The following is a 19618-nucleotide window of genomic DNA, read 5'->3' as shown; positions in this document are numbered from 1 at the left end:
CCTTATTCTGTTCTTGGTTTTCTTGGTGGACGCGTGCCCCAATATTGGAATAAGTCGGTACGTAGTGCACCATTATATAATTTACGTTTTTTCGTTGCTTTTTCCCCATAAAATTCTTCAAATAACAAGTCGCTAGTTAAAATATACTTGCTCCATGTTTTTAACGGACGGAAAGTTTCTCCCATCTCTTTATATAATCGACGAACACTTTCTTCTTCGCCTAACCGTTCGCCATACGGTGGGTTTGCTAAGATAACGCCATACTCTTTGTCAGTTTTAAAATCTTTTAGGGCTTGTTGTTTAAACGTAATTGAGTCACCTAAGCCAATTTCTTCTGCATTGGCACGTGCTATATCAATCATTTTTCCATTGATATCTGTACCCGTAATATCTAATTCAACGTCGTAATCTGCTGCTTTGTCAGCTTCTGCACGAACTTTTTCAAACACATCGTCCGAGAACCAATCCCAAGATTCACAAGCGAATTCACGATTAAAACCTGGTGCAATATTATGACCAATTAATGCTGCTTCAATACAAAGTGTTCCTGAACCACATACCGGGTCTACTAATGGACGGTCTGGACGCCAGTTGGTTAATTGAACTAAGGCAGCAGCCATATTTTCTTTTAATGGTGCGCCACCTTTTTCTAAACGATAGCCACGTTTAAATAAGCTTGGCCCAGTAGTATCTAACGTCACCATGACATGGTCTTTTAACAAAGCCACTTCTAGTTTAAAAAGAGCACCTGTTTCAGCCAATGGCACACTGGCTGGACGATGATAATACTCACGTAAGCGATTGACAATCGCTTTTTTCGTAATCGCTTGGCAGTCTGGTGTACTATACAATTTAGATTTGATTGATTTTCCAGCTACTGGAAATTCAGCATCTAACGGTAAAAAGTCTTCCCAAGGTAAGGCTTTGACTTTTTCAAATAATTCATCAAAACTATACGCATCAAATTCTCCAACAACAATTTTGATACGGTCTGCTGTACGTAACCATAAATTCGCTTTTGCGATAGTTTCCATCGTTCCTTTAAAACGAGCACGACCATTTTCAACTTGGCATTCAATACCTAAATTCCGCAACTCTTTGCCAACTAGTGCTTCTAACCCACTTGCGGCAGTTGCTACTAGTTCGAATGTTTGGTTTTCTTTCATCTTCTACTCCTTATATCTGCTATTTTCATTGTGTTTTCATAAATAATGATAAAAAAAACCTCCCATAACGGAAGGATTCCCTGATTAACTGTGATTTTCTATAAGCCATGTTTTGTCCAATTATTTTACAGGGAGCAAAATAATATGGATAATCATCTATCTGCAATTCAAAATTGCCTCATTGTCCCGTTCATTTCCGTTACAATAAGCGCCCCGACCATTGTTTGGGTTGCTCGCTCGAGGGGTTTACCGCGTTCCACCAATAAAGTTTCCCTTATTGCTTCGTCACTGTGGCACTTTCAAGGATACTTGGACATAGTTTACACCTTAGCCGGTTTTCCTGCCGTTACTTTATAAAGTACCCTAGCTTATGGTTTCGCTAGGCACGAACACTACAAGCATCTCAGCTTGTGCGAGCATGGACTTTCCTCAGCTTGATCTAGTCAAACCGCGATTATCCGAAAATCACAAAGTTGTCAATTAATTAAAATTGACGTGTTTTTTCTAAATCATCGTCATCATTAGCTTGTGTATAATTATCGCTAACTGGTTTTGAAGTACGTGTTTCTACAGTATACTCTTGATCTAATTTTTTACCAAATACTTCCTTTTCAAGATTTGATAAACGTTTTAAGATATCAAAGTTTGTTACTGTTTGGCTTTTTGGTGCTTCTGTTTGAATACGTGAACTAATTGCTTGGGTTTTACTTAATTGCGCAATTTTAGCATTCAAACGATCGTTTTCTTCTTGCAACATCAAAATTTCTTTGTTATATGCTTCGTAATCTTTAATAATACCATCTAAAAATTCATCCACTTCAATTGGATCATACCCACGCATCTTTGTTTTGAATTCTTGTTGTAAAATATCTTTTGGACTATACATTAAATTTGCCATATTTACACCTCATTAGTTTTGATTCTGCTAATCCTAGCTCTTCTTACCTATTCTATCCAAAAATTCTTAATAAATCAAACACTATCGTCATCAAAAAAAGTATTTTGTAAATCATCCATTGAAATTTGGTGAATAACAAAGGAATTATTCTCTGCAAATTCCTTGGATTCCTCGAGGAAAAAGCGCGTTTTTCCTGGGAATTCTTCATCGTAAATAAGAATTGCTCCCCCAGAATGACTTAATAAAAACTTAGAATGATTTTTTAATTGACTTGGATTTGTATATACCGAATGACTGACTGCGTCGACAAAATTTGCCTGTGTTTTTAAATCTTCTAATAATTGCTTATTTTTTTCATTCCATTGTTCACCAAACTCGGCATAAGGAAAAAGAATCCCTAATTTTAATTCCGGATATTCTTTTTGTAATTCAAGGACAACTTGTCCTGCCCAAATCTCTACTCCAAGGTTTCCCCCAATTAAAATCCACTCTAATCCTTCCTCAACATACTGCTGTATCGACATTTTTATAACTTTCTTAATAACTTTAATTTTGGGGTCTTTCTCTTGAAATACACCTAATTCAAAACTTCGATACCCTGTCACGACCATTGTTTGAATTGTTTCCATACTCTTCCCTTTTCTTTCTAATTAGCTTTTTGGTATACTATACCGTAGGAGTGTGAATAACATGGTTTTCCGATACCCCAACGGTCATCCTATCTCTTATGATGGAATGAAGAAACAAAAAATGCAAGTAAAAGAAAAAAAAAACAACTTTGCTAATCGTGGCATGCGCTTTGAAGAAGCAATCAATGAAAGTAATACGTATTATTTAAGTCGCGGGACAGCGGTTATTCATAAAAAACCCACCCCAATTCAAATTGTACATGTAGATTACCCCCAACGTAGCGCTGCCGTCATTAAGGAAGCCTACTTCAGGGAAGCTTCTACAACCGATTATAACGGTGTCTATCAAGGAAAATACATTGACTTCGAAGCAAAAGAAACAAAAAATAAAACATCTTTTCCTTTTAAAAATTTTCATGCACACCAAATTGTGCATATGAAAAAATGTTTGGAGCAAGAAGGAATTTGTTTTGTTTTATTATGGTTTTCTACGTTGCAGCGTTGCTTTTTTCTCGATAGCACTTATTTGATTCATCATTGGGATCAACAGCACACTGGGAAAAAATCTCTGCCACTCTCGCTTATTGAAGAAATTGGTATTGAAATCAAACCCAAAATCGCTCCAAGAATCCCTTATTTAGATGCAGTGAATCAATATTTACATGAAAAGGAGACAAAAAACAATGGCAAATCAACCCAATAATGAAACACGCCGAAGAAGTAAGAAAGGACATTCGACCCCACCAAAGAAGAAAAGTCGCGTTGGCTCTATTCTCTTGAAAGTTTTTATTGGTCTTTTCTTCGTTGGCTGTGTTGCCTTCCTTTCAGGAATCGGTCTGTTTTGGTACTATGCCAAAGACGCACCTGCGTTAGATGATTCTAAATTAGAATCTGCCAATTCGATTCAATTTTTTGCAGCAAATGGTGAACTGTTCCAAGATTATGGATCTGAAAAACGTGAAGTGATTTCACCAACTGAGATTCCTAAACAATTAGAAGATGCTATTGTCTCTGTTGAAGACAAACGCTTCTACAAACATATCGGTGTTGATCCCATTCGGATTGTTGGTTCAGCCGTATCCAATCTTTTAAATGGTGGTAAACAAGGCGGTAGTACCTTGACACAGCAATTAATTAAACTTTCGTTCTTCTCTACTAGCTCTGAGGACCAAAATTTAAAACGAAAAGCACAGGAAGCTGTTTTAGCTGTTGAATTGGAACAAGAGAAATCAAAACAAGAAATTTTAACTTACTATATCAATAAAGTATATATGTCAAATGGTGTCTACGGTATGGAAACTGCTGCCGAAACATTCTATGGCAAAACACTTAGCGAGTTAAGCTTAGCCCAGACAGCACTAGTTGCTGGATTACCAAATGCTCCGAACTACTATGATCCTTATGTTAATAAAGATGCTGCGAAATCTCGTCGCGATACAGTTCTGATGACAATGTTAGACAATGATAAAATTTCAAAGCAAGAATATGACGAAGCAATAGCAACACCTATCGACGATGGACTGCAAGAAATTAAAAAAGAAAATGATGATTGGGCCATCTATGACAATTATTTAACTGAAGTGTTAAAAGAAGTTGAAGAGAAAAAAGGAAAAGATATCTATAAAGAAGGTATCGATATTTATACTAATATCGATTTAGATGCACAAAAACGTTTGTATGATATTGTCAACTCAGATCAATATGTACAATATCCCGATGACAACATGCAAGTTGCTGCTACTCTAATTGAAGCAGATTCAGGTAAAGTCGCTGCGCAGATTGGTCGACGTAATGTAGAAGAAGGCACAATGTTTGGTGAAAATTTAGCCGTGAATACCCGTCGTGACTTTGGTTCTACAGTTAAACCAATTACTGATTATGCTCCCGCTATTGAATACTTGAATTACTCTACTGCTAAAACCGTTGTTGATGCACCTTATAACTATAAAGGTACAAATATTGCTGTTAATAACTGGGATAATCAATACATGGGTGCAATGTCCATTCGTCAAGCACTGGTTCTATCTCGAAATACGACAGCCGTCAAAACTTTTGAAGAAGTCGGACCTGAAAATGTAAGTAAATTCTTAGAAGGTCTAGATATTCATTATGATCCGATTGCTTCTGCGAATGCTATTTCAAGTAACTCAGATAAACAAGAAGGTACAAAATATGGTATTTCTAGTTTGAAAATGGCAGCCGCTTATGCTGCATTCGCCAATGGTGGTACGTATCATAAACCACAGTATGTTAATAAAATTGTCTACCAAGATGGTACCGAAGATGCTGATTCTTTCCGTAGCGAAGGAAAACGTGCAATGAAAGAAACAACAGCCTATATGATTACTGATATCTTAAAAGGTGTTATCACTTCTGGTACAGGTACGAATGCTGCAATCCCTGGTTTATATCAAGCCGGAAAAACAGGTACCTCTAACTATACCGATGATGAATTAGCAAAAATTGGTTACAATGTCAATTCACCTTCTCCAGATTCAAACTTTGTCGGGTATACGCCAACTTATTCAATGGCTGTTTGGACAGGTTACACAGATAAACTTGAGCCTGTGACAAGCGAATCTTCGATGGTTGCTTCTGAAGTATATAAAGCATTGATGCAATTTGTTTCTTCTTCTATTGCAAATGAAGATTGGCAAATGCCTGATGGTCTTGTTCGAATAGGTAATGAATTATATTTAGAAGGTTATTATGATATGCCTGTTGAGTCCTCTTATTCAGAACCAGCACAAGAACCTTCTTCTTCTGAAAGTTCAGCTAGCTCTGAAAGTTCAACAAAAGAGTCTTCCGTTGAAGAAAGCTCGTCATCTGAAAGTAGTAGTTCTTCGTCTGAATCGGAAACAACGCCAGAAGAAGAACCTGAAGAAAGCTCAGAACAACCTTCACAACCGTCTAGTAGTGAGGAACAGCCACCACCGTCTTCCTCAGAAAACACTAGTCAACCAGATCCGCCAGCTACAAGTACCACTGAAGATTAATCAAAAAAATATCCAAGAAATCATAATGATTTCTTGGATATTTTTTTCATACGTTCTTTTCCTTCTTGACACATTGTTAATAACGGGCATTCCGTGCATTTAGGGGCACGAGCAGTACAATGATAGCGACCAAAGAAAATCATTGTATGATGCGTTTTAATCCATAATTCTTTTGGGACTTTCCGCATTAGCGTCTCTTCTACTTCTAATACATTGGCATTTAATTTACAAATGCGCAGACGTTTAGAAATCCGTTCTACGTGTGTATCAACAGCAATCGCCGGAATACCAAAAGCATCCCCTAACACAACGTTTGCTGTTTTTCGACCAACTCCAGGTAAAGACATTAATGCTTCTCTAGTTTGGGGCACCTCACCATCAAAACGTTCAAGCAACTGTTGAGCACAAGCTTTAATATTTTTCGCTTTGTTGCGATACAAACCAATAGTACGAATTGTATCGATAATATCTTCTAGCGGTGCTTCTGCTAATGATTGAGCTGTTGGGAAAGACGCAAATAATTTTGGGGTAGCTTTGTTAACAGAAACATCTGTTGCCTGTGCACTTAATATTACTGCAATTAATAATTGAAAAGATGTTTCATAATTTAATTCCCCATGCGCATCAGGAAACATATCATACATTTCACTTAATGCATACATTGTTTTTTCTTTACTAATCATGGCTACTCCTCATCTAACCAATTATGCATTGATATTTTAGGTAATTTCTTTTCTGATGTAGGTGCTTTTTGTAGCAACTGGCGTTTTCGGCGTTTTTGCTCTTCTTCTACTTGAGCAGTCGAATGGATATTCTTACGTTCCCATGAAATTAAAATTCGATCAATATAGTTCAAACTATACGCTTGATTCAAAACAGCTTCTTTTAATGCCAATTGAACTAACTCAGGCTGATACTGATCTTCTTCCAACCACTGCCCAATTCGTTGATACTCAATTGGTGATAACGGACGACCAAATTCGGCTTCAAACATTTGATACAAGTGCTGAACTTGTCGTTCAAATTGTTGATTTTCGGCCTGATTTTGTTGCTGTTTTAATAGTACTCTTAACTTCTCAAATATCGGAGAAAAATCATAGTAATCCGTAATTCTCCCATCTGTGCTACGTTTAGATTCAATCATAATCACATTCTTTTGGACAAGCTGATTTAATAGTTGATAAATATCTTGTTGTGTGATTCCCATATTTTTAGAAATTGGAATCAAATCAGGAAATTCATCCCCTGCTTCATGGTAACGATACAATTGTATCCAGAGCAAAAATTCATCATTCGTCATACCTAAATGACGGTAATTTTCAATTAAAATATTCGACAGGACGGTCTGTCCTTTCGATAAATATTCTTGAAGTGAAATCATGGTACAGTCCTTCCTCTTTTATTGAACAATCTATACTATAAATCTACAGCATAGTCAAAATAACCAAACTATATAGAGATGCTTACAACCTAGTAAGCGTATATCGACAATTCATTCAAATTGTCGCCTCTCATTCTATATAGTTCGGATTGTTTTGTCATGTTCATAGTGCCTATTAACAGTTTTTTCTAGTTATTCTGGAGACATCGAAGCAATAATTTCAATTTCAATTAATACATCTTTAGGTAAACGTGCTACTTCGACTGCAGAGCGAGCAGGCAAACCTTCATTGAATAATGTACTATACACGCCATTGAAAGCTACAAAATCATCCATATTTTTTAAGAAACAAGTCGTTTTTACAATATGATCTGCAGTAATATTTGCTTCTACTAAAATAGCTGAAATATTCTTGATTACTTGTGCTGTCTGCTCCTCAATTGTTACGCCAACCACTTCTCCAGTTTCGGGATCTAATGGCACTTGACCTGAGGCAAATAAAAAACCATTGGCTATTCTTGCTTGTACATAAGGACCAATTGCTTTCGGGGCCTTATTTGTTTGAATAATTTGCATCTATACTTCCTCCTTTTGACAATCAGGACATAAACCATAGACTTCCAAACGATGAGAACTGATGGTATAGCCTGTTAGTTGTTGTGCTGCCATTTCGACATCTTCCAATCCAGGATAATGAAAATCAGCCACTTTTCCACATTTACGACAAATCGCATGATAATGTGGATCTGTATGAAAATCAAAGCGACTCGAAGCATCACCATAACTCATTTCTTTTACAAAGCCAATCTCTGTAAATAAGCGTAAATTATTGTAAACTGTTGCAACACTCATCCCAGGAAATTTGACCTCAATCGCACGGTAAATATCTTCTGCTGTTGGATGGCTCGTTGCACTAGCTAAAAATTCTAAAATGGCAACCCGTTGTGGTGTGATGCGAATATTTTCTTCTTTTAAGTGGTGTAAAGCATCATCAAAAGTCGTCACAGGATTCCCTCCATTCTTTTATCTAATTAATCATACTATGACTTCTTCCTTTTTTCTAGTTTTTTATTTTAAATACACCACAATGAAAAGACTAGTTTACGAAAATTTCGTAAACTAGTCTTAAATAGTAAGCTGTTATTCAGCAAAATCATATAGTACTGTTGAGAGATAACGTTCGCCATTATCAGCAGAAATAGTTAGAACTTTTTTTCCTTCACCTAGTGCTTGTGCCACGCGGAGCGCAGCATTAATCGCTGCTCCTGAAGAAATTCCCACTAAAATGCCTTCTTTCACAGCAACTTCACGTGCCGTGGCTATCGCATCATCGCTTGAGACCGCTAAGACATCATCATATACCTTCACATCTAGCACTTTTGGCACAAACCCAGTACCAATTCCTTGGATTTTATGTGGTCCTGGAGGGTTCCCACTTAAAATCGCCGATTCAGCAGGTTCAACACCATAAATCTTAATGTCTGGATAAACACGCTTTAGTTCTTGTCCGACACCAGTAATCGTTCCTCCTGTACCAATTGCAGAAACAAAGGCATCTAAACCTTGTACGCCAAAATTTGCTTCGATTTCTTTTCCAGTTGTTTTCTCATGAATTGACGGATTAGCTGGATTATCAAATTGCAGTGGCATAAAATAGTTATGCTCTTCTGCCAATTCTTTTGCTTTAGTGATAGAACCTGAGATTGCATCTGTACCAGGAGTTAAAACGAGCTCCGCACCATAAGCTTGCATTAATTTGCGACGTTCAATACTCATTGTTTCAGGCATCACTAAAACTACACGATAACCTTTTGCCGCGCCAATCATAGCTAATCCAATCCCAGTATTGCCAGATGTTGGCTCAATAATTGTGTCACCAGGTTTTAACAAACCGTCTCGTTCTGCTTGTTCAATCATACTTAAAGCAATCCGATCTTTTACACTGCTTCCAGGATTGAAAGCTTCCAATTTTACATAAACTTCTGCAGCTCCTTCAGGAACAATTTTATTTAGTTTAACAATTGGAGTATTTCCGACAAGTTCTGTGACTGATTGATAGATATTACTCATACTTATTGCCTCCTTCATAATCTTCTTATTTCCATTTTAACGAATTCAAATCCATTGCGCAAATACCGCTTACAATCAAAACAAGAATTTTCTTGGTTTTTCCACTTTTGATAGTTATTTTGTATCACATTATTTCGAATAAAATCGTTAGTTAAACACAAAAAAACTGCATAATTCTACTCTCTAAATAGAATTATGCAATCTATGATTGTTTTTATGATTCACCTATTTAAATAATCAGTTGTTGACCAACGACAATTAATTCACTTGTTAATCCATTATTGGCCATTAATTGGTCAACGGAAATACCATTTGCATTTGCAATATCCCATAATGTATCTCCAGCCACTACTACATAAGAACCGCCAGAGTTTGTACTAGCAGATGCTGTTTCAGTTGTTGCTGATGCTGATGCAGTACTCATCTCTGTGTAAGAATAGTCTGTTGCTTGTCCTGGTGTGTCGAAGCGAGTTAAGTCGTAGTTAGCAATTAACCAATTTAGTTTTTGGTTGTATGCAGGATCAGTTGCGTAACGACCTGTTAAATAAGCTGTTGCATCTGCATAGCTTGTTGTTTGACTTTTCCATGCGCCTTTATAATGCGCAACACCTGTTGAGTAGCTCATACTTTTTAACACAGCTGCGTGATCTTGCAATGATTCCCAATAAGAACCATATGCTCTAAACGGCTCATTCATTGTTACCCATTGTCCGTTCAAATACTCTTGCGTTGGTAACCAAACTGAAGGTTCTCCTCCATAAGCCTTCACACCAAATAAATTATAATAAGGACTAGTCGCTAATAAAGAAGAACCATTCCCACTTTCTAGTAGTGCTTGGGCAATCATTACAGAAGCATACAAATCATTGCTTGCTGCAACTTCTTGTGCTGTCCAACCAATTTGGTCAATTAAATTATACGCATTGTTCTCAGGCGCTTGGTATTCATCAGCTTGAACCTGCTGAGGTGCAAGAACTAGTGTTGCCGGTGCTACCATTAATGCTGTACCTAACATCGGTAATACAGTCTTTTTATCGAGCGGACTCTTTTTTTGAATTTTTTGATGTCGCTCACTGCGTGTTTTATATGTCATAATACCCTCCTAGAAACTTTAAAAAAACTCCTTATAAAAATAACCGTTTTTCTTATACAAATAATATTGTATGACAAAAAAACAAACAAAACAAACATTTTGTTCAAAATTTATTCACAGAAACGCTTAATCCCTTGCCAATCAAAGCATTCAGGATAAAAGTTTTTTTATAGTTTTTTATGGAAAATCATTGTATATCTCTAATTGTAGCTATGTACTTTCAATGTCTTGTCAGGATAAAAAGATTTGCGAAACTCTAAATTTAATAAAAAAAAAAGAGAGCACCATGCTCTCCTTTTTTAAATAGATTTAAATGTATTCACAACATTCTCAACGTTAAAGCCATATTCTGCTAAGACTTTATCTCCCGGAGCAGATGCGCCAAAACGATCGATTGTAATTGTTTTGCCATGACATTTCACGTATTGTGCCCAACCGAAGGAAGAACCGGCTTCAATCGCTACGCGTTTTTTCACGCCAGGTATAAGCACAGTTTTCTTATATTCTTCTGGTTGTGCGTCAAACAAATCAAAACTTGGTAAAGAAACCACCGATACATCGATACCTTCTTCAGCTAATTTGGCTTGGGCTTCAATCGCTAAGTTCACTTCTGAACCAGTCGCAAGTAAAATCCCTTCTGGTTTCTCGCCTTTTTGTGCAGAAATCACGTAGCCACCTTTGGCTACATTTTCATCGGCGTGTTCTTTCGTGCCGGCAATTGTTGGTAAGTTTTGGCGACTTAAGACTAATACCGTTGGTTTGTCTTTAGTCGTCATCGCTAATTTCCATGCGGCACGTGTTTCATTGCCATCTGCCGGACGAATCACTTGCACATTTGGCATACTGCGTAGGCTAGCTAATTGTTCAACTGGTTCATGGGTTGGTCCATCTTCACCAACAGCCACAGAATCATGCGTTAAGACATATGTCACTGGCACACCTTGAATCGCTGATAAACGAACAGCTGGACGTAGGTAATCGACAAAGACAAAGAACGTACCACCATATACACGTGTACCGCCATGCAATTGAATCCCATTCATTGCAGCTGCCATCGCAAATTCACGGACACCAAACCAAATATTACGTCCTTCGTATTGCCCCGGTTCAAAATCTTTTTCAGCTGCGACCATTGTATTATTTGAGGCAGATAAATCTGCTGAACCGCCCCATAGACTAGGCACAGCTTTTGATAATGCTTGAATCATTTCTTTGCTTGAGACACGACTGGCTTGGCTTGAGCCCACTTCATACGTTGGCAATTCTGCATCCCAGTTTTCTGGCAATTCATCAGCAAACGCTTGTTTGAATTGTGCGGCTAATTCCGGATAAGCTTGTTCATACGCAGCAAATAACTCATTCCAAGCATTTTCAGCTTTAATCCCTTCTTCAACGATTGTTTCTTTGAAGCGTGTCGCTACTTCTTCAGGCACAGTAAATTCAGGATAATCCCAACCATAGGCTTTTTTCGCTGCTTGAATGCCTTCCACACCTAATGGCGCGCCATGTACTGCAGATGTACCGGCGTTTGGTGCACCAAAACCAATCACTGTTTTGATTTCAATTAAAGTTGGTTTATTTGTTTCAGCTTTCGCTTCTTCAATTGCTTGAGAGATGGCTTCTAAGCTTGTCCCTTCTTCAACTAAAAGATGTTGCCAGCCATATGCTTCAAAACGTTGTCCGACATTTTCAGTAAAGGCTTTTGATGTTGGTCCGTCTAATGAAATATCATTAGAATCATACAAGACAATTAATTTATCTAATTTCATATGACCAGCCATAGAGACAGCTTCTTGAGAAACACCTTCCATTAAATCGCCATCACCACAAAGCGCATAGGTATAATGATCAACCACGTTGAATTGGTCACGATTATATGTTGCAGCTAGATGAGCTTCCGCCATTGCCATTCCTACCGCCATCGCAATCCCTTGCCCTAAAGGACCAGTTGTTGCTTCGACCCCATCGGTATGGTTGACTTCAGGATGTCCTGGTGTACGGCTCTCCCATTGACGGAAGTTTTTTAAATCATCGATGCTCACATCATAGCCTGCAACATGCAATAAGCTATACAATAAGGCTGAACCATGGCCCGCTGATAAAACAAAGCGGTCACGATCGACCCAATTGCGAGAAGTCGTTGGATTCACTTTCAAATGTTTGGTCCATAAAGCATACGCCATTGGCGCAGCCCCCATTGGTAGTCCTGGATGGCCTGAATTGGCTTTTTGTACTGCATCAATACTCAAGGTGCGTAGCGTATCTACACCTAGTTGGTCAATTTTGTCGAACAATAGTAACGCCTCCTATTTAGGTTTTTTTTACCTATATTACTTCTCTATTATAAAAGATACCCTCGCAATTTTCAATAGTTTTCGCAAAGGTATCTTTTATTTATTTTCTATGATGCAAACCTTTTGCTTTTTGGATTTGCTTTAATTTTTCTGGTGTGACATCATTTCCTTCAGGATCAACGACTTTCATTCCTTCAATGTGGTGTTTCATTCCTCCACGAAAGGCTTGTAAATATTCCTGTCTTAATTGATGCTGCTCTTTTTGTTCTTTATCTGTCAAACCTTCTGTTTTTTTCTTTTTAGCTAATTCGTTAATTCGTTCAATCTTTTCTTTTGATAGCATTTCTCTACCCCTTTCCCTTCCATATTATACAAAAGAGCTAAAAATTACAATCAAAAGAAAAAAGCGAACATCTGTTTGAATTTCTATTTTGATTATGTTACACTAAATTTAGAAAAAATAGCAAATATTCCAAATTATTAATATGAAATTAACTACTTAAATGAAAGAAGGTGTTCGTTTTGGTAAAACGTACAGAAAATCGACAACTCGAAGTATTGAAATTCATCCATGAACGTGTGAATTCAAAAGGTTATCCACCTACAGTTCGTGAGATAGGCGAAGCCGTTCAACTTTCTTCTACCTCAACTGTTCATGGACATTTATCCCGTTTAGAAAAAAAAGGGCTAATTCTACGTGATCCAACGAAACCAAGAGCAATTGAACTAACACCATTAGGATTAGAAACAATCGGCGAAAGTCCTCAAGATAAAAGTATCCCTTTATTAGGTGTGGTTACCGCCGGTGAGCCTATCTTAGCCGTAGAAGACGCTTCAGACTTCTTCCCTATCCCACCTAATTTAATAAATGATAGTGGACAATTGTTTATGCTAACAATCCGTGGCGAAAGTATGATTAATGCCGGAATTCTTGATGGCGACCAAGTAATTATCCGTAAACAGGATATCGCTCGTAACGGTGACATTGTCATTGCTATGACGGATGATGACGAAGCGACTTGTAAGAGATTTTACAAAGAAAATAATTATATTCGTCTACAACCAGAAAATGATTTTATGGAACCAATTATTTTACCGAATGTTAAAATTTTAGGCTTAGTTGTTGGCTTATATCGTCATTTTTATTAAACAAAAAGCTTTCCAGAAAACTGGAAAGCTTTTTTGCTTTATAACACCAATTCCCACAAACTATATTCATGGGTCTTTTCTTGCATTTCTGGAACATATTGTTTGGTAATCGTTCCTTGATGAATTAATGCGCCGATCAGTTCTGCATGACGCTTTTTAGCTTGTTTGAAAATCGGATAAGAGATAGCTAACCCTAATCCCAAATGTTCTGGCTTAGCTCCTAAATATAATAGAATATAGCGTTTGGCTCGCCAACGCGTATAAAGGATTTTTGCTAGCGTGAGCGGTGTCAGCTTTTGGTAAACGAGATTCCCGTAATCTGGTAAAGTGATTAAGAACCCGACCAATTCATTCTCTTTATAAGCTAACTGCACCATTGAAAAATCGATAACATGCTTTAGTTTTCCAAAAATAGTTGCAAACTGTGTTTCTGTAATTTCTTGATATAAAGGAAAATCCCGATACAACTGTCTTAGCAAATGAAATACTTCAATTGAAACGCGTGACCAATCTTTCCTTTTTGGAGAATAGAATTGATAGCCCTTCTCCATGAATTGTTGGTATCTTTTGGTCATTTTCTTCGAATGATACTGCGGTGAAATGGCTTGATAAAAATTTGAAGCATAATGCTCGATTTCTCTAAATCCTGCTACTTGCCATAATCTAGGATAGTATGCTAGGTTATGAGGTTCACTGGTAAATAACGAATCAAAACCAGTCACTTTCATCCGATAACCTAACCAAAAACTCCCTTGCACAGGACCAATCAAACGCACTGCGCCCATTTTTTTTGCCTGTTTTTGTAATTCTTTCATGAACGCAAGCATAACAGCCTCATCATCGATTGCTTCAAAATAACCTAAATAACATTCATCTAAATGATGCGGCTTAATCAATGCGCCTCGTATGACTATTTTTCCATCTCGATATCCATTGAATCCTTGAAAAGAATATGTTGAACTTAGCGAATGCGTTTGATTAATTTGCTGATGTTCTTCTTCTTTGTCTTGTGTGCACATGTCTTTAGTATACAAACAGCCAGGAAAATGCAAAAAATCATGCTCTGTTTGCTCATTTGGTTTTACTGGAGTAATCGTCAAGTTCGCTTTTGTCATTTTCCCCCTTCAATCGGCGAATACGCCCTGTCTGTCCATCAATTTCTACCCAATCATTGGTTTTAAATTGGCGTGTCGCCTGTTGAACATTGACAACTGCCGGAATACCTAGTTCGCGTGAGATAATCGCTGTGTGTGACAGTAGAGAGCCTTTCTCAGCAATAATTCCTTTGGCTTGTGTTAATAAATAAACCCATCCTGGATCAGTCATTTTCGTGACGATAATTTTTCCGTAAGTTTGTTGGACATCCATCTGCTGTACATCCTCTACCACGATGATTTGCCCCCGAACTATACCTTGCGAGCAACCAATTCCTTGTAATTGAGCCGTCATATTGCCAACCGATTCCTGATTTATATTTTGTGGATATTTTTCAAATGGCTGGTTCGTAAATACAAATCGACTAAACGCAGGTAGTTGACGATCAACAAGATGCTTCTGTTTTCGTTGATTAATTTCTGCTTGCATTGCTTGCTGTGTTTTAGATAAAGTAAACAATTCAGACATGGTCAAATAAAAGACATCATCCAACTGTTGCAAACACTTTTGTTCCACTAATCGCTCTCCCATTGTCACAAAGATTAAACGCATCATACCGTAAATCCTTGTCCGATTGAGCCGAGAGCTTTCACGGTATTTAATCCCCAATAATGCACGTTTACGCATCCAACGAAGCACGAAATTTGTTCGATGCGTTGTTGTCGGTTTTTCAACAACGGTTGTACCGATAGGTAGTGTCAGTTGTTGCTGAATTAATTGAATGAGGCGTTGTGGTTGACTGCGAAATGTCGGCGTCTCTAATTTCAACTCTTCTGGTGCGCGGTCACCGAAAAGTAAAATAAATTGCTGAATCGATTTGGTCAACGAATGCTCATTTGTCACTAAAAATTCTTGGACATCTGTAGATTTTAATTGTTGAATTAGACTACGATAGTCTTGATTTTCAATTTTTTGGATGGATGCTATGATTTTATTTAATTCAATGACTGGTTTCATACTCTCAATTTGTTCGATGCCAGCAATTTCTGCTTGCACGGCTTCTGTCGAATGAACTTTTTTCAAAATCCCCGTGTAAATAAACGCATATAAATCATTGACCAGCGTGACATCCCATTTAGCTAAAATTTGGTCTTTAATTTGCTCAAACAGCTCATATAATTCATCAAAGGATGCATTTGCATGATAGTTTTGGTTGAAGTAAGCAAATATCTGGTCAAATTCTCGTTCTAACTGTTGCATTTCAGAAGGAGCTTGGACAAAACTTTTCATCATACGGCCCATGATTTTAAGATGCGTGAACTTGCTAATTTGCACAGAATCAGTAATTTGAGGCGTCTGTACTCCTAGCATCTCTTGCCAAATCGGAATAACCTTTTTAGAAAAAGGCAACAATTGCAATAACTTATACCAATTATTGATTTGATAGTAAACTCGACTATTGGATTGCGCAATCATTTGTTGGAACGTTGGTTCAAAAGCAGCAAGTGTTTTTTCGTCATTTTTCAATAATCGCTTGGCTAAGCCACGAAAAATACTGCTATAAGCCTCTTGAATAAAACTAAATGTCAAAGGCGTTGTAGTAACTGGGTAGCTTTCAACAATATTACTATTATCTAGAATAACACTTGGCTCAGGCGACATTTTAGTAATCGGCCGTGCTTGCAACACATACAATTCATTTTCCCTAAATGTAAATTCAATATCCATATAAGGACCAAATAACGTCATAATTTGCGTAGCCATTTGAGTTAATAAATGTTGTTGTTCGTTTGTGATAATCGGTGATTGGTCAGTCGTCTCAAAATAAGACAATTGTTCTTCGGGGTGGATCGTCACCATCGTTGTAGCTACACGATCTTCGACAATGCCGCTCCCGACACCTTCTCCTACAACGATTAAATGTTCATTTAAAAGCCCTTGCGGATTCGCAGTAAAATACACACCTGACAGTTCTCCTTGAATCATCTCTTGGACAATGACATATAATTGCACTTCCCCAACAGTTAATTGATGATCAAAATAATAACTCAACGCAGATGGTTGGTATAACGAAAGTAAGGATGCTTGTATCGCAGCAACCAAATCACTGACTGGTACGAATAATTTGGTTGTAAATTGACCAGCAAAAGAGGCTGCTGCAGCATCCTCAACATTCGCTGATGAACGCACGGAAAACTCCTTACCAATCTGCTCTGATTGAAAAGTATCAATTACTTGGAAGTCTTCCCTAGAGAAAAAATCTATCACCATTTCCTGCAATACCTGACTAAATTCATCCAAGGAATATTCGCCGTTATCATACTGTTCTTGTTGCTTTGTAAAAAAATCCTGCACTTCTTCAGATTGGAATAAATCAAAGGAAAAAACCGAAAAAGTCGGCACGCGTAAGCCGTCTTTTTGTATTAAATGCAGATTATATGCTTTGGTTCCTACAGAATGTGGTGTGATTTGACTAATTTTTTTCACTAATTCAACCCCTGACTAATCAAATGAGCGATTACTGACAGGACCATCGTTGTTTCAGTAATGTAGGTATAGCGCTCCACTTTCGTTTTAATGCTAAACTGATTTGGGTCTGCAATAAAACGCTGAAATTGAACGTTTATCCAGATAACATTCACCAAAAGCACGAGCACACCAATTTTCGAAATCGCCCATAATAAAATAAAATTAGTGACAATATCCACCAATGTAAGTGTTTGGACAAAACGAGTTGCTTTTTGATACGTGAATAAACGTGAATAAGTGACATATTCCGTTTCATCTTTCGGTGCCCGAATTTTACGACTAATTTCCCAAATGAGACTTGGGAAATACATCGTAAATGCTAACAATACGGTAGGTAATGAAATTAATGGTAAATGGTATTTGTAACAGACAAAGGTAATAATATAAATATTCATTACCATCATCACAGGATTATGTGTGACTAAAGCCAAAGGCAGTGATTTCTGAATCTTCGCTTTGCTAAAGAACCACAAAGACATCAATGTTCCGTAAGCAAATAAGAATAAAAACCAACCAATATTATTCATCCACCAAAAATTAAGTAATACTGTAATTGTTACCATCGTTGCCAACGCAATCGCTAAATCTCTTTTTGTTACTCTTCCGGAAGGTAATGCTCGTTCTGGAAATAAGCGTAAGTCATGTTCGTAGTCTTTAAAATCATCGGCTATTCGTAACGCCATCAAGAACGTAAAGATTGTCCAAACACCAACCCATTCTTGCGGACCGATTGAAAATGAATTCTCTCCAACATTCAATAATAAAACAAAATAGATTTCAAAAAAGTAAATAATTGCTAAAAAGAAACGTGGAATCAATGGATACATCTCTTTAAAATAAATGGCTAATCGTTTAATCATTTTTTACTCCAATCCCTTCACCAATTCGTACTTGCGTTTCAATCCCTTGCTGAGAATATGTTTGAATATCTGCGTCAATACAAATAGCTCCTTTAGGATAAGCAACTAAAATGGTCGACCCACCTAACTGAAAATAGCCTTTTTCCTCTCCTCGAATGCAAGCGTCGGCTACAAAATTATGAATTTTCCCGACCAATAAAGCACCAATCTCCATTTGTAAGACGGGACCAACCTCACTCTCAATCACACAGTACGAACGCTTATTTTCTTTAAAAACTTTCACTTGCTGTTGTGCAATTTCGCGAATAGTGTGTAGTCGCCCACGAATCGTCCGTTCTTTTAGAATAATCCCCGTCTCACAATTCAAATAACGATGGTAATCCTCAACGGCTAAGCGATAGATGCATAATGTACCACCTTCAAATTGCTGTGCTAGTTGAGCATCTTCGACTAATTCTGCTAATCGGTAATGCTGGTTTTTAATAGAAAATTCGCTATTTTTTTGAATAGGAAGAATTAATAATTTTCCTTCAGCAACTGCTAATACCTTTTTAGCAGAAGCCACAACATATTTTTTCTTCTTTCGAATGAAAAACTCCGCAAACGTTCGATAAGACTCCTTTTCGTACTGCGTCAAATCAAGCTGATACGTTTCTAGAAATTCTGTTATCTTTTTTTGAGAAAACGGCGTATAATCTTTCCACGTCCAAACAGTTGAAAAAATATTTGCTGTTACTAGTGGTAATAGTTTTTTCCCCCACTTGGTTTGGTATAACTTCCGCAACCATCCTTCTTGATATTCAATAGACTCACTAATTTTTTTCGTTTGTCGCTGATAAATTTTTGTCATCTTACAGGCTCCATAACGCAACAAGTGTCACAATTGCCAATAAGAGAAAGAAAATATACATCTTTTTATTTGGCTTGGGAATTTTAATATCCCAAACAAAGAAGAACGCTAAACACGGCGTCAATAATAATACGACAATGCCAAAACTCCCCGCAACTAGCCATTCACTAAGTAAATAACCTACTGGAAAAATCAAGGCGGCATAAGTGACAGGGACGCCTCTAAAATACCCTTGACGTTCTTCTTTGGTCTCCCGATTAAAATAGGCTAAACGAGTGACTGCTGCTAATACATACATAATTGCTAATACAATAGCTAACCATGTAATTTTTCCTTGTGTCATACAAATCACAGCAGGGAATGCTGCAAAATTAATCATGTCGCATAGCGAATCAATTTCAATCCCAAATTGCTCTTGCGCTTTTGTCCGCTTAAACGAGCGGGCAACCATCCCATCGAATAAGTCGCATAAGCCACTAATAATAAAGAGGCTCATCCCCCAAACAAGCTGCCCTTGTAAAATAAAATAGATACCTAGCAAGGCCATGGCTGAGCCAAAATAAGTTAAATAAACAAATTTGCCATATTCACCAATCAACATCTTCTTC

Annotated in this window: 19 protein-coding genes and 1 other RNA gene; 3 read left to right on the top strand and 17 right to left on the bottom strand. The window is 37.4% G+C overall.

Translation table 11 applies throughout. The annotated features are described in order from the left end of the window. Nucleotides 1-2: 2 nt before the first annotated feature. The 4 genes from BAU17_RS13035 to BAU17_RS13020 all read right to left on the bottom strand — a co-directional run bounded on the left by BAU17_RS13035 (nucleotide 3) and on the right by BAU17_RS13020 (nucleotide 2693). On the bottom strand, nucleotides 3-1166 hold the full coding sequence (locus BAU17_RS13035; protein WP_161903262.1) for a THUMP domain-containing class I SAM-dependent RNA methyltransferase: 1164 nt from the start codon (nucleotides 1164-1166) through the stop codon (nucleotides 3-5). Nucleotides 1167-1262: 96 nt separating this feature from the next. Then, nucleotides 1263-1632, bottom strand: an RNA gene (gene rnpB / locus BAU17_RS13030) — RNase P RNA component class B. Between the two features lie 18 nt (nucleotides 1633-1650). After that, nucleotides 1651-2064, bottom strand: coding sequence for a cell division regulator GpsB (gene gpsB / locus BAU17_RS13025; RefSeq protein ID WP_161903261.1), 414 nt, complete (start codon nucleotides 2062-2064; stop codon nucleotides 1651-1653). Nucleotides 2065-2138: 74 nt separating this feature from the next. Continuing rightward, a complete protein-coding gene (locus tag BAU17_RS13020; RefSeq protein ID WP_202622332.1) occupies nucleotides 2139-2693 on the bottom strand; it encodes an SLOG family protein in 555 nt (184 codons plus the stop codon). A gap of 61 nt (nucleotides 2694-2754) precedes the next feature. On the opposite strand from BAU17_RS13020, the gene recU reads away from it, so the two are divergent. After that, nucleotides 2755-3396 carry a Holliday junction resolvase RecU gene (gene recU / locus BAU17_RS13015; RefSeq protein ID WP_161903260.1) on the top strand — a complete coding sequence of 214 codons (642 nt, stop codon included), beginning with the start codon at nucleotides 2755-2757 and terminating at the stop codon, nucleotides 3394-3396. Further along, complete coding sequence (locus tag BAU17_RS13010) at nucleotides 3377-5689, top strand: PBP1A family penicillin-binding protein (RefSeq protein WP_161903259.1); 2313 nt, start codon at nucleotides 3377-3379, stop codon at nucleotides 5687-5689. Before recU ends, BAU17_RS13010 begins: the two co-directional genes overlap by 20 nt. Nucleotides 5690-5709: 20 nt before the next feature. On the opposite strand, the gene nth is transcribed toward BAU17_RS13010, so the two are convergent. The 8 genes from nth to BAU17_RS12970 form a co-directional block, all read right to left on the bottom strand. After that, complete coding sequence (nth, locus tag BAU17_RS13005) at nucleotides 5710-6372, bottom strand: endonuclease III (protein WP_161903258.1); 663 nt, start codon at nucleotides 6370-6372, stop codon at nucleotides 5710-5712. A 2-nt stretch (nucleotides 6373-6374) separates the two neighbouring features. Next, nucleotides 6375-7070 (bottom strand): DnaD domain protein, encoded by a 696-nt coding sequence (locus tag BAU17_RS13000; RefSeq protein ID WP_161903257.1) that lies wholly within the window; start codon nucleotides 7068-7070, stop codon nucleotides 6375-6377. Between the two features lie 192 nt (nucleotides 7071-7262). Further along, nucleotides 7263-7646, bottom strand: a complete 384-nt coding sequence (locus BAU17_RS12995; RefSeq protein ID WP_161903256.1) for a RidA family protein — start codon at nucleotides 7644-7646, stop codon at nucleotides 7263-7265. Further along, nucleotides 7647-8075, bottom strand: a complete 429-nt coding sequence (locus tag BAU17_RS12990) for a Fur family transcriptional regulator (RefSeq protein ID WP_161903255.1) — start codon at nucleotides 8073-8075, stop codon at nucleotides 7647-7649. It abuts the gene before it with no gap. 135 nt (nucleotides 8076-8210) lie between these two features. Next, nucleotides 8211-9140: a cysteine synthase A gene (gene cysK / locus BAU17_RS12985; RefSeq protein ID WP_161903254.1), complete on the bottom strand. Its 930-nt coding sequence runs from the start codon at nucleotides 9138-9140 to the stop codon at nucleotides 8211-8213. Nucleotides 9141-9369: 229 nt separating this feature from the next. Then, the gene (locus BAU17_RS12980) at nucleotides 9370-10233 is read right to left on the bottom strand and encodes a glucosaminidase domain-containing protein (protein ID WP_161903253.1); all 864 of its coding nucleotides are present in this window, start codon (nucleotides 10231-10233) and stop codon (nucleotides 9370-9372) included. Nucleotides 10234-10532: 299 nt separating this feature from the next. Then, nucleotides 10533-12527 (bottom strand): transketolase, encoded by a 1995-nt coding sequence (tkt, locus tag BAU17_RS12975; protein WP_161903252.1) that lies wholly within the window; start codon nucleotides 12525-12527, stop codon nucleotides 10533-10535. 100 nt (nucleotides 12528-12627) lie between these two features. After that, the gene (locus BAU17_RS12970; RefSeq protein WP_161903251.1) at nucleotides 12628-12870 is read right to left on the bottom strand and encodes a DUF896 family protein; all 243 of its coding nucleotides are present in this window, start codon (nucleotides 12868-12870) and stop codon (nucleotides 12628-12630) included. Nucleotides 12871-13049: 179 nt separating this feature from the next. Here BAU17_RS12970 and lexA point away from each other — a divergent pair, with 179 nt between their 5' ends. Then, the gene (gene lexA / locus BAU17_RS12965) at nucleotides 13050-13676 is read left to right on the top strand and encodes a transcriptional repressor LexA (protein ID WP_161903250.1); all 627 of its coding nucleotides are present in this window, start codon (nucleotides 13050-13052) and stop codon (nucleotides 13674-13676) included. 38 nt (nucleotides 13677-13714) lie between these two features. Here the strand turns inward: lexA and BAU17_RS12960 are convergent, their stop codons facing one another. From BAU17_RS12960 to BAU17_RS12940, 5 genes are read right to left on the bottom strand one after another with little or no spacing between them, the layout of a single operon-like run. Continuing rightward, complete coding sequence (locus tag BAU17_RS12960; protein WP_161903249.1) at nucleotides 13715-14791, bottom strand: hypothetical protein; 1077 nt, start codon at nucleotides 14789-14791, stop codon at nucleotides 13715-13717. Further along, a complete protein-coding gene (locus tag BAU17_RS12955) occupies nucleotides 14748-17258 on the bottom strand; it encodes a phosphoenolpyruvate synthase (RefSeq protein ID WP_161903248.1) in 2511 nt (836 codons plus the stop codon). Before BAU17_RS12955 ends, BAU17_RS12960 begins: the two co-directional genes overlap by 44 nt. Next, on the bottom strand, nucleotides 17258-18160 hold the full coding sequence (locus BAU17_RS12950; RefSeq protein ID WP_161903247.1) for a UbiA prenyltransferase family protein: 903 nt from the start codon (nucleotides 18158-18160) through the stop codon (nucleotides 17258-17260). Before BAU17_RS12950 ends, BAU17_RS12955 begins: the two co-directional genes overlap by 1 nt. Next, nucleotides 18153-19010: a phosphatidylserine decarboxylase gene (locus BAU17_RS12945; RefSeq protein ID WP_161903246.1), complete on the bottom strand. Its 858-nt coding sequence runs from the start codon at nucleotides 19008-19010 to the stop codon at nucleotides 18153-18155. The genes BAU17_RS12950 and BAU17_RS12945 overlap by 8 nt, the downstream gene beginning before the upstream one ends. Nucleotide 19011: 1 nt before the next feature. Beyond that, on the bottom strand, nucleotides 19012-19611 hold the full coding sequence (locus BAU17_RS12940; RefSeq protein WP_161903245.1) for a CDP-alcohol phosphatidyltransferase family protein: 600 nt from the start codon (nucleotides 19609-19611) through the stop codon (nucleotides 19012-19014). Nucleotides 19612-19618 lie beyond the last annotated feature (7 nt).

It is taken from the genome of Candidatus Enterococcus willemsii (genome assembly GCF_009933335.1).
Taxonomy (GTDB): Bacteria; Bacillota; Bacilli; order Lactobacillales; family Enterococcaceae; genus Enterococcus_F; species Enterococcus_F willemsii.
This window is presented reverse-complemented; position numbering and strand designations above follow the sequence as displayed.

Coding starts and splice junctions, on each gene's coding strand:
- BAU17_RS12970 (WP_161903251.1), bottom strand. CDS start 12,870: ATGCTATCAAAAGAAAAGATTGAACGAATTAACGAATTAGCTAAAAAG.
- BAU17_RS12995 (WP_161903256.1), bottom strand. CDS start 7,646: ATGCAAATTATTCAAACAAATAAGGCCCCGAAAGCAATTGGTCCTTAT.
- BAU17_RS12940 (WP_161903245.1), bottom strand. CDS start 19,611: ATGTTGATTGGTGAATATGGCAAATTTGTTTATTTAACTTATTTTGGC.
- BAU17_RS12945 (WP_161903246.1), bottom strand. CDS start 19,010: ATGACAAAAATTTATCAGCGACAAACGAAAAAAATTAGTGAGTCTATT.
- gpsB (WP_161903261.1), bottom strand. CDS start 2,064: ATGGCAAATTTAATGTATAGTCCAAAAGATATTTTACAACAAGAATTC.
- cysK (WP_161903254.1), bottom strand. CDS start 9,140: ATGAGTAATATCTATCAATCAGTCACAGAACTTGTCGGAAATACTCCA.
- recU (WP_161903260.1), top strand. CDS start 2,755: ATGGTTTTCCGATACCCCAACGGTCATCCTATCTCTTATGATGGAATG.
- BAU17_RS13010 (WP_161903259.1), top strand. CDS start 3,377: ATGGCAAATCAACCCAATAATGAAACACGCCGAAGAAGTAAGAAAGGA.
- BAU17_RS13020 (WP_202622332.1), bottom strand. CDS start 2,693: ATGGAAACAATTCAAACAATGGTCGTGACAGGGTATCGAAGTTTTGAA.
- BAU17_RS13000 (WP_161903257.1), bottom strand. CDS start 7,070: ATGATTTCACTTCAAGAATATTTATCGAAAGGACAGACCGTCCTGTCG.
- BAU17_RS12960 (WP_161903249.1), bottom strand. CDS start 14,791: ATGACAAAAGCGAACTTGACGATTACTCCAGTAAAACCAAATGAGCAA.
- BAU17_RS12950 (WP_161903247.1), bottom strand. CDS start 18,160: ATGATTAAACGATTAGCCATTTATTTTAAAGAGATGTATCCATTGATT.
- BAU17_RS12980 (WP_161903253.1), bottom strand. CDS start 10,233: ATGACATATAAAACACGCAGTGAGCGACATCAAAAAATTCAAAAAAAG.
- BAU17_RS13035 (WP_161903262.1), bottom strand. CDS start 1,166: ATGAAAGAAAACCAAACATTCGAACTAGTAGCAACTGCCGCAAGTGGG.
- nth (WP_161903258.1), bottom strand. CDS start 6,372: ATGATTAGTAAAGAAAAAACAATGTATGCATTAAGTGAAATGTATGAT.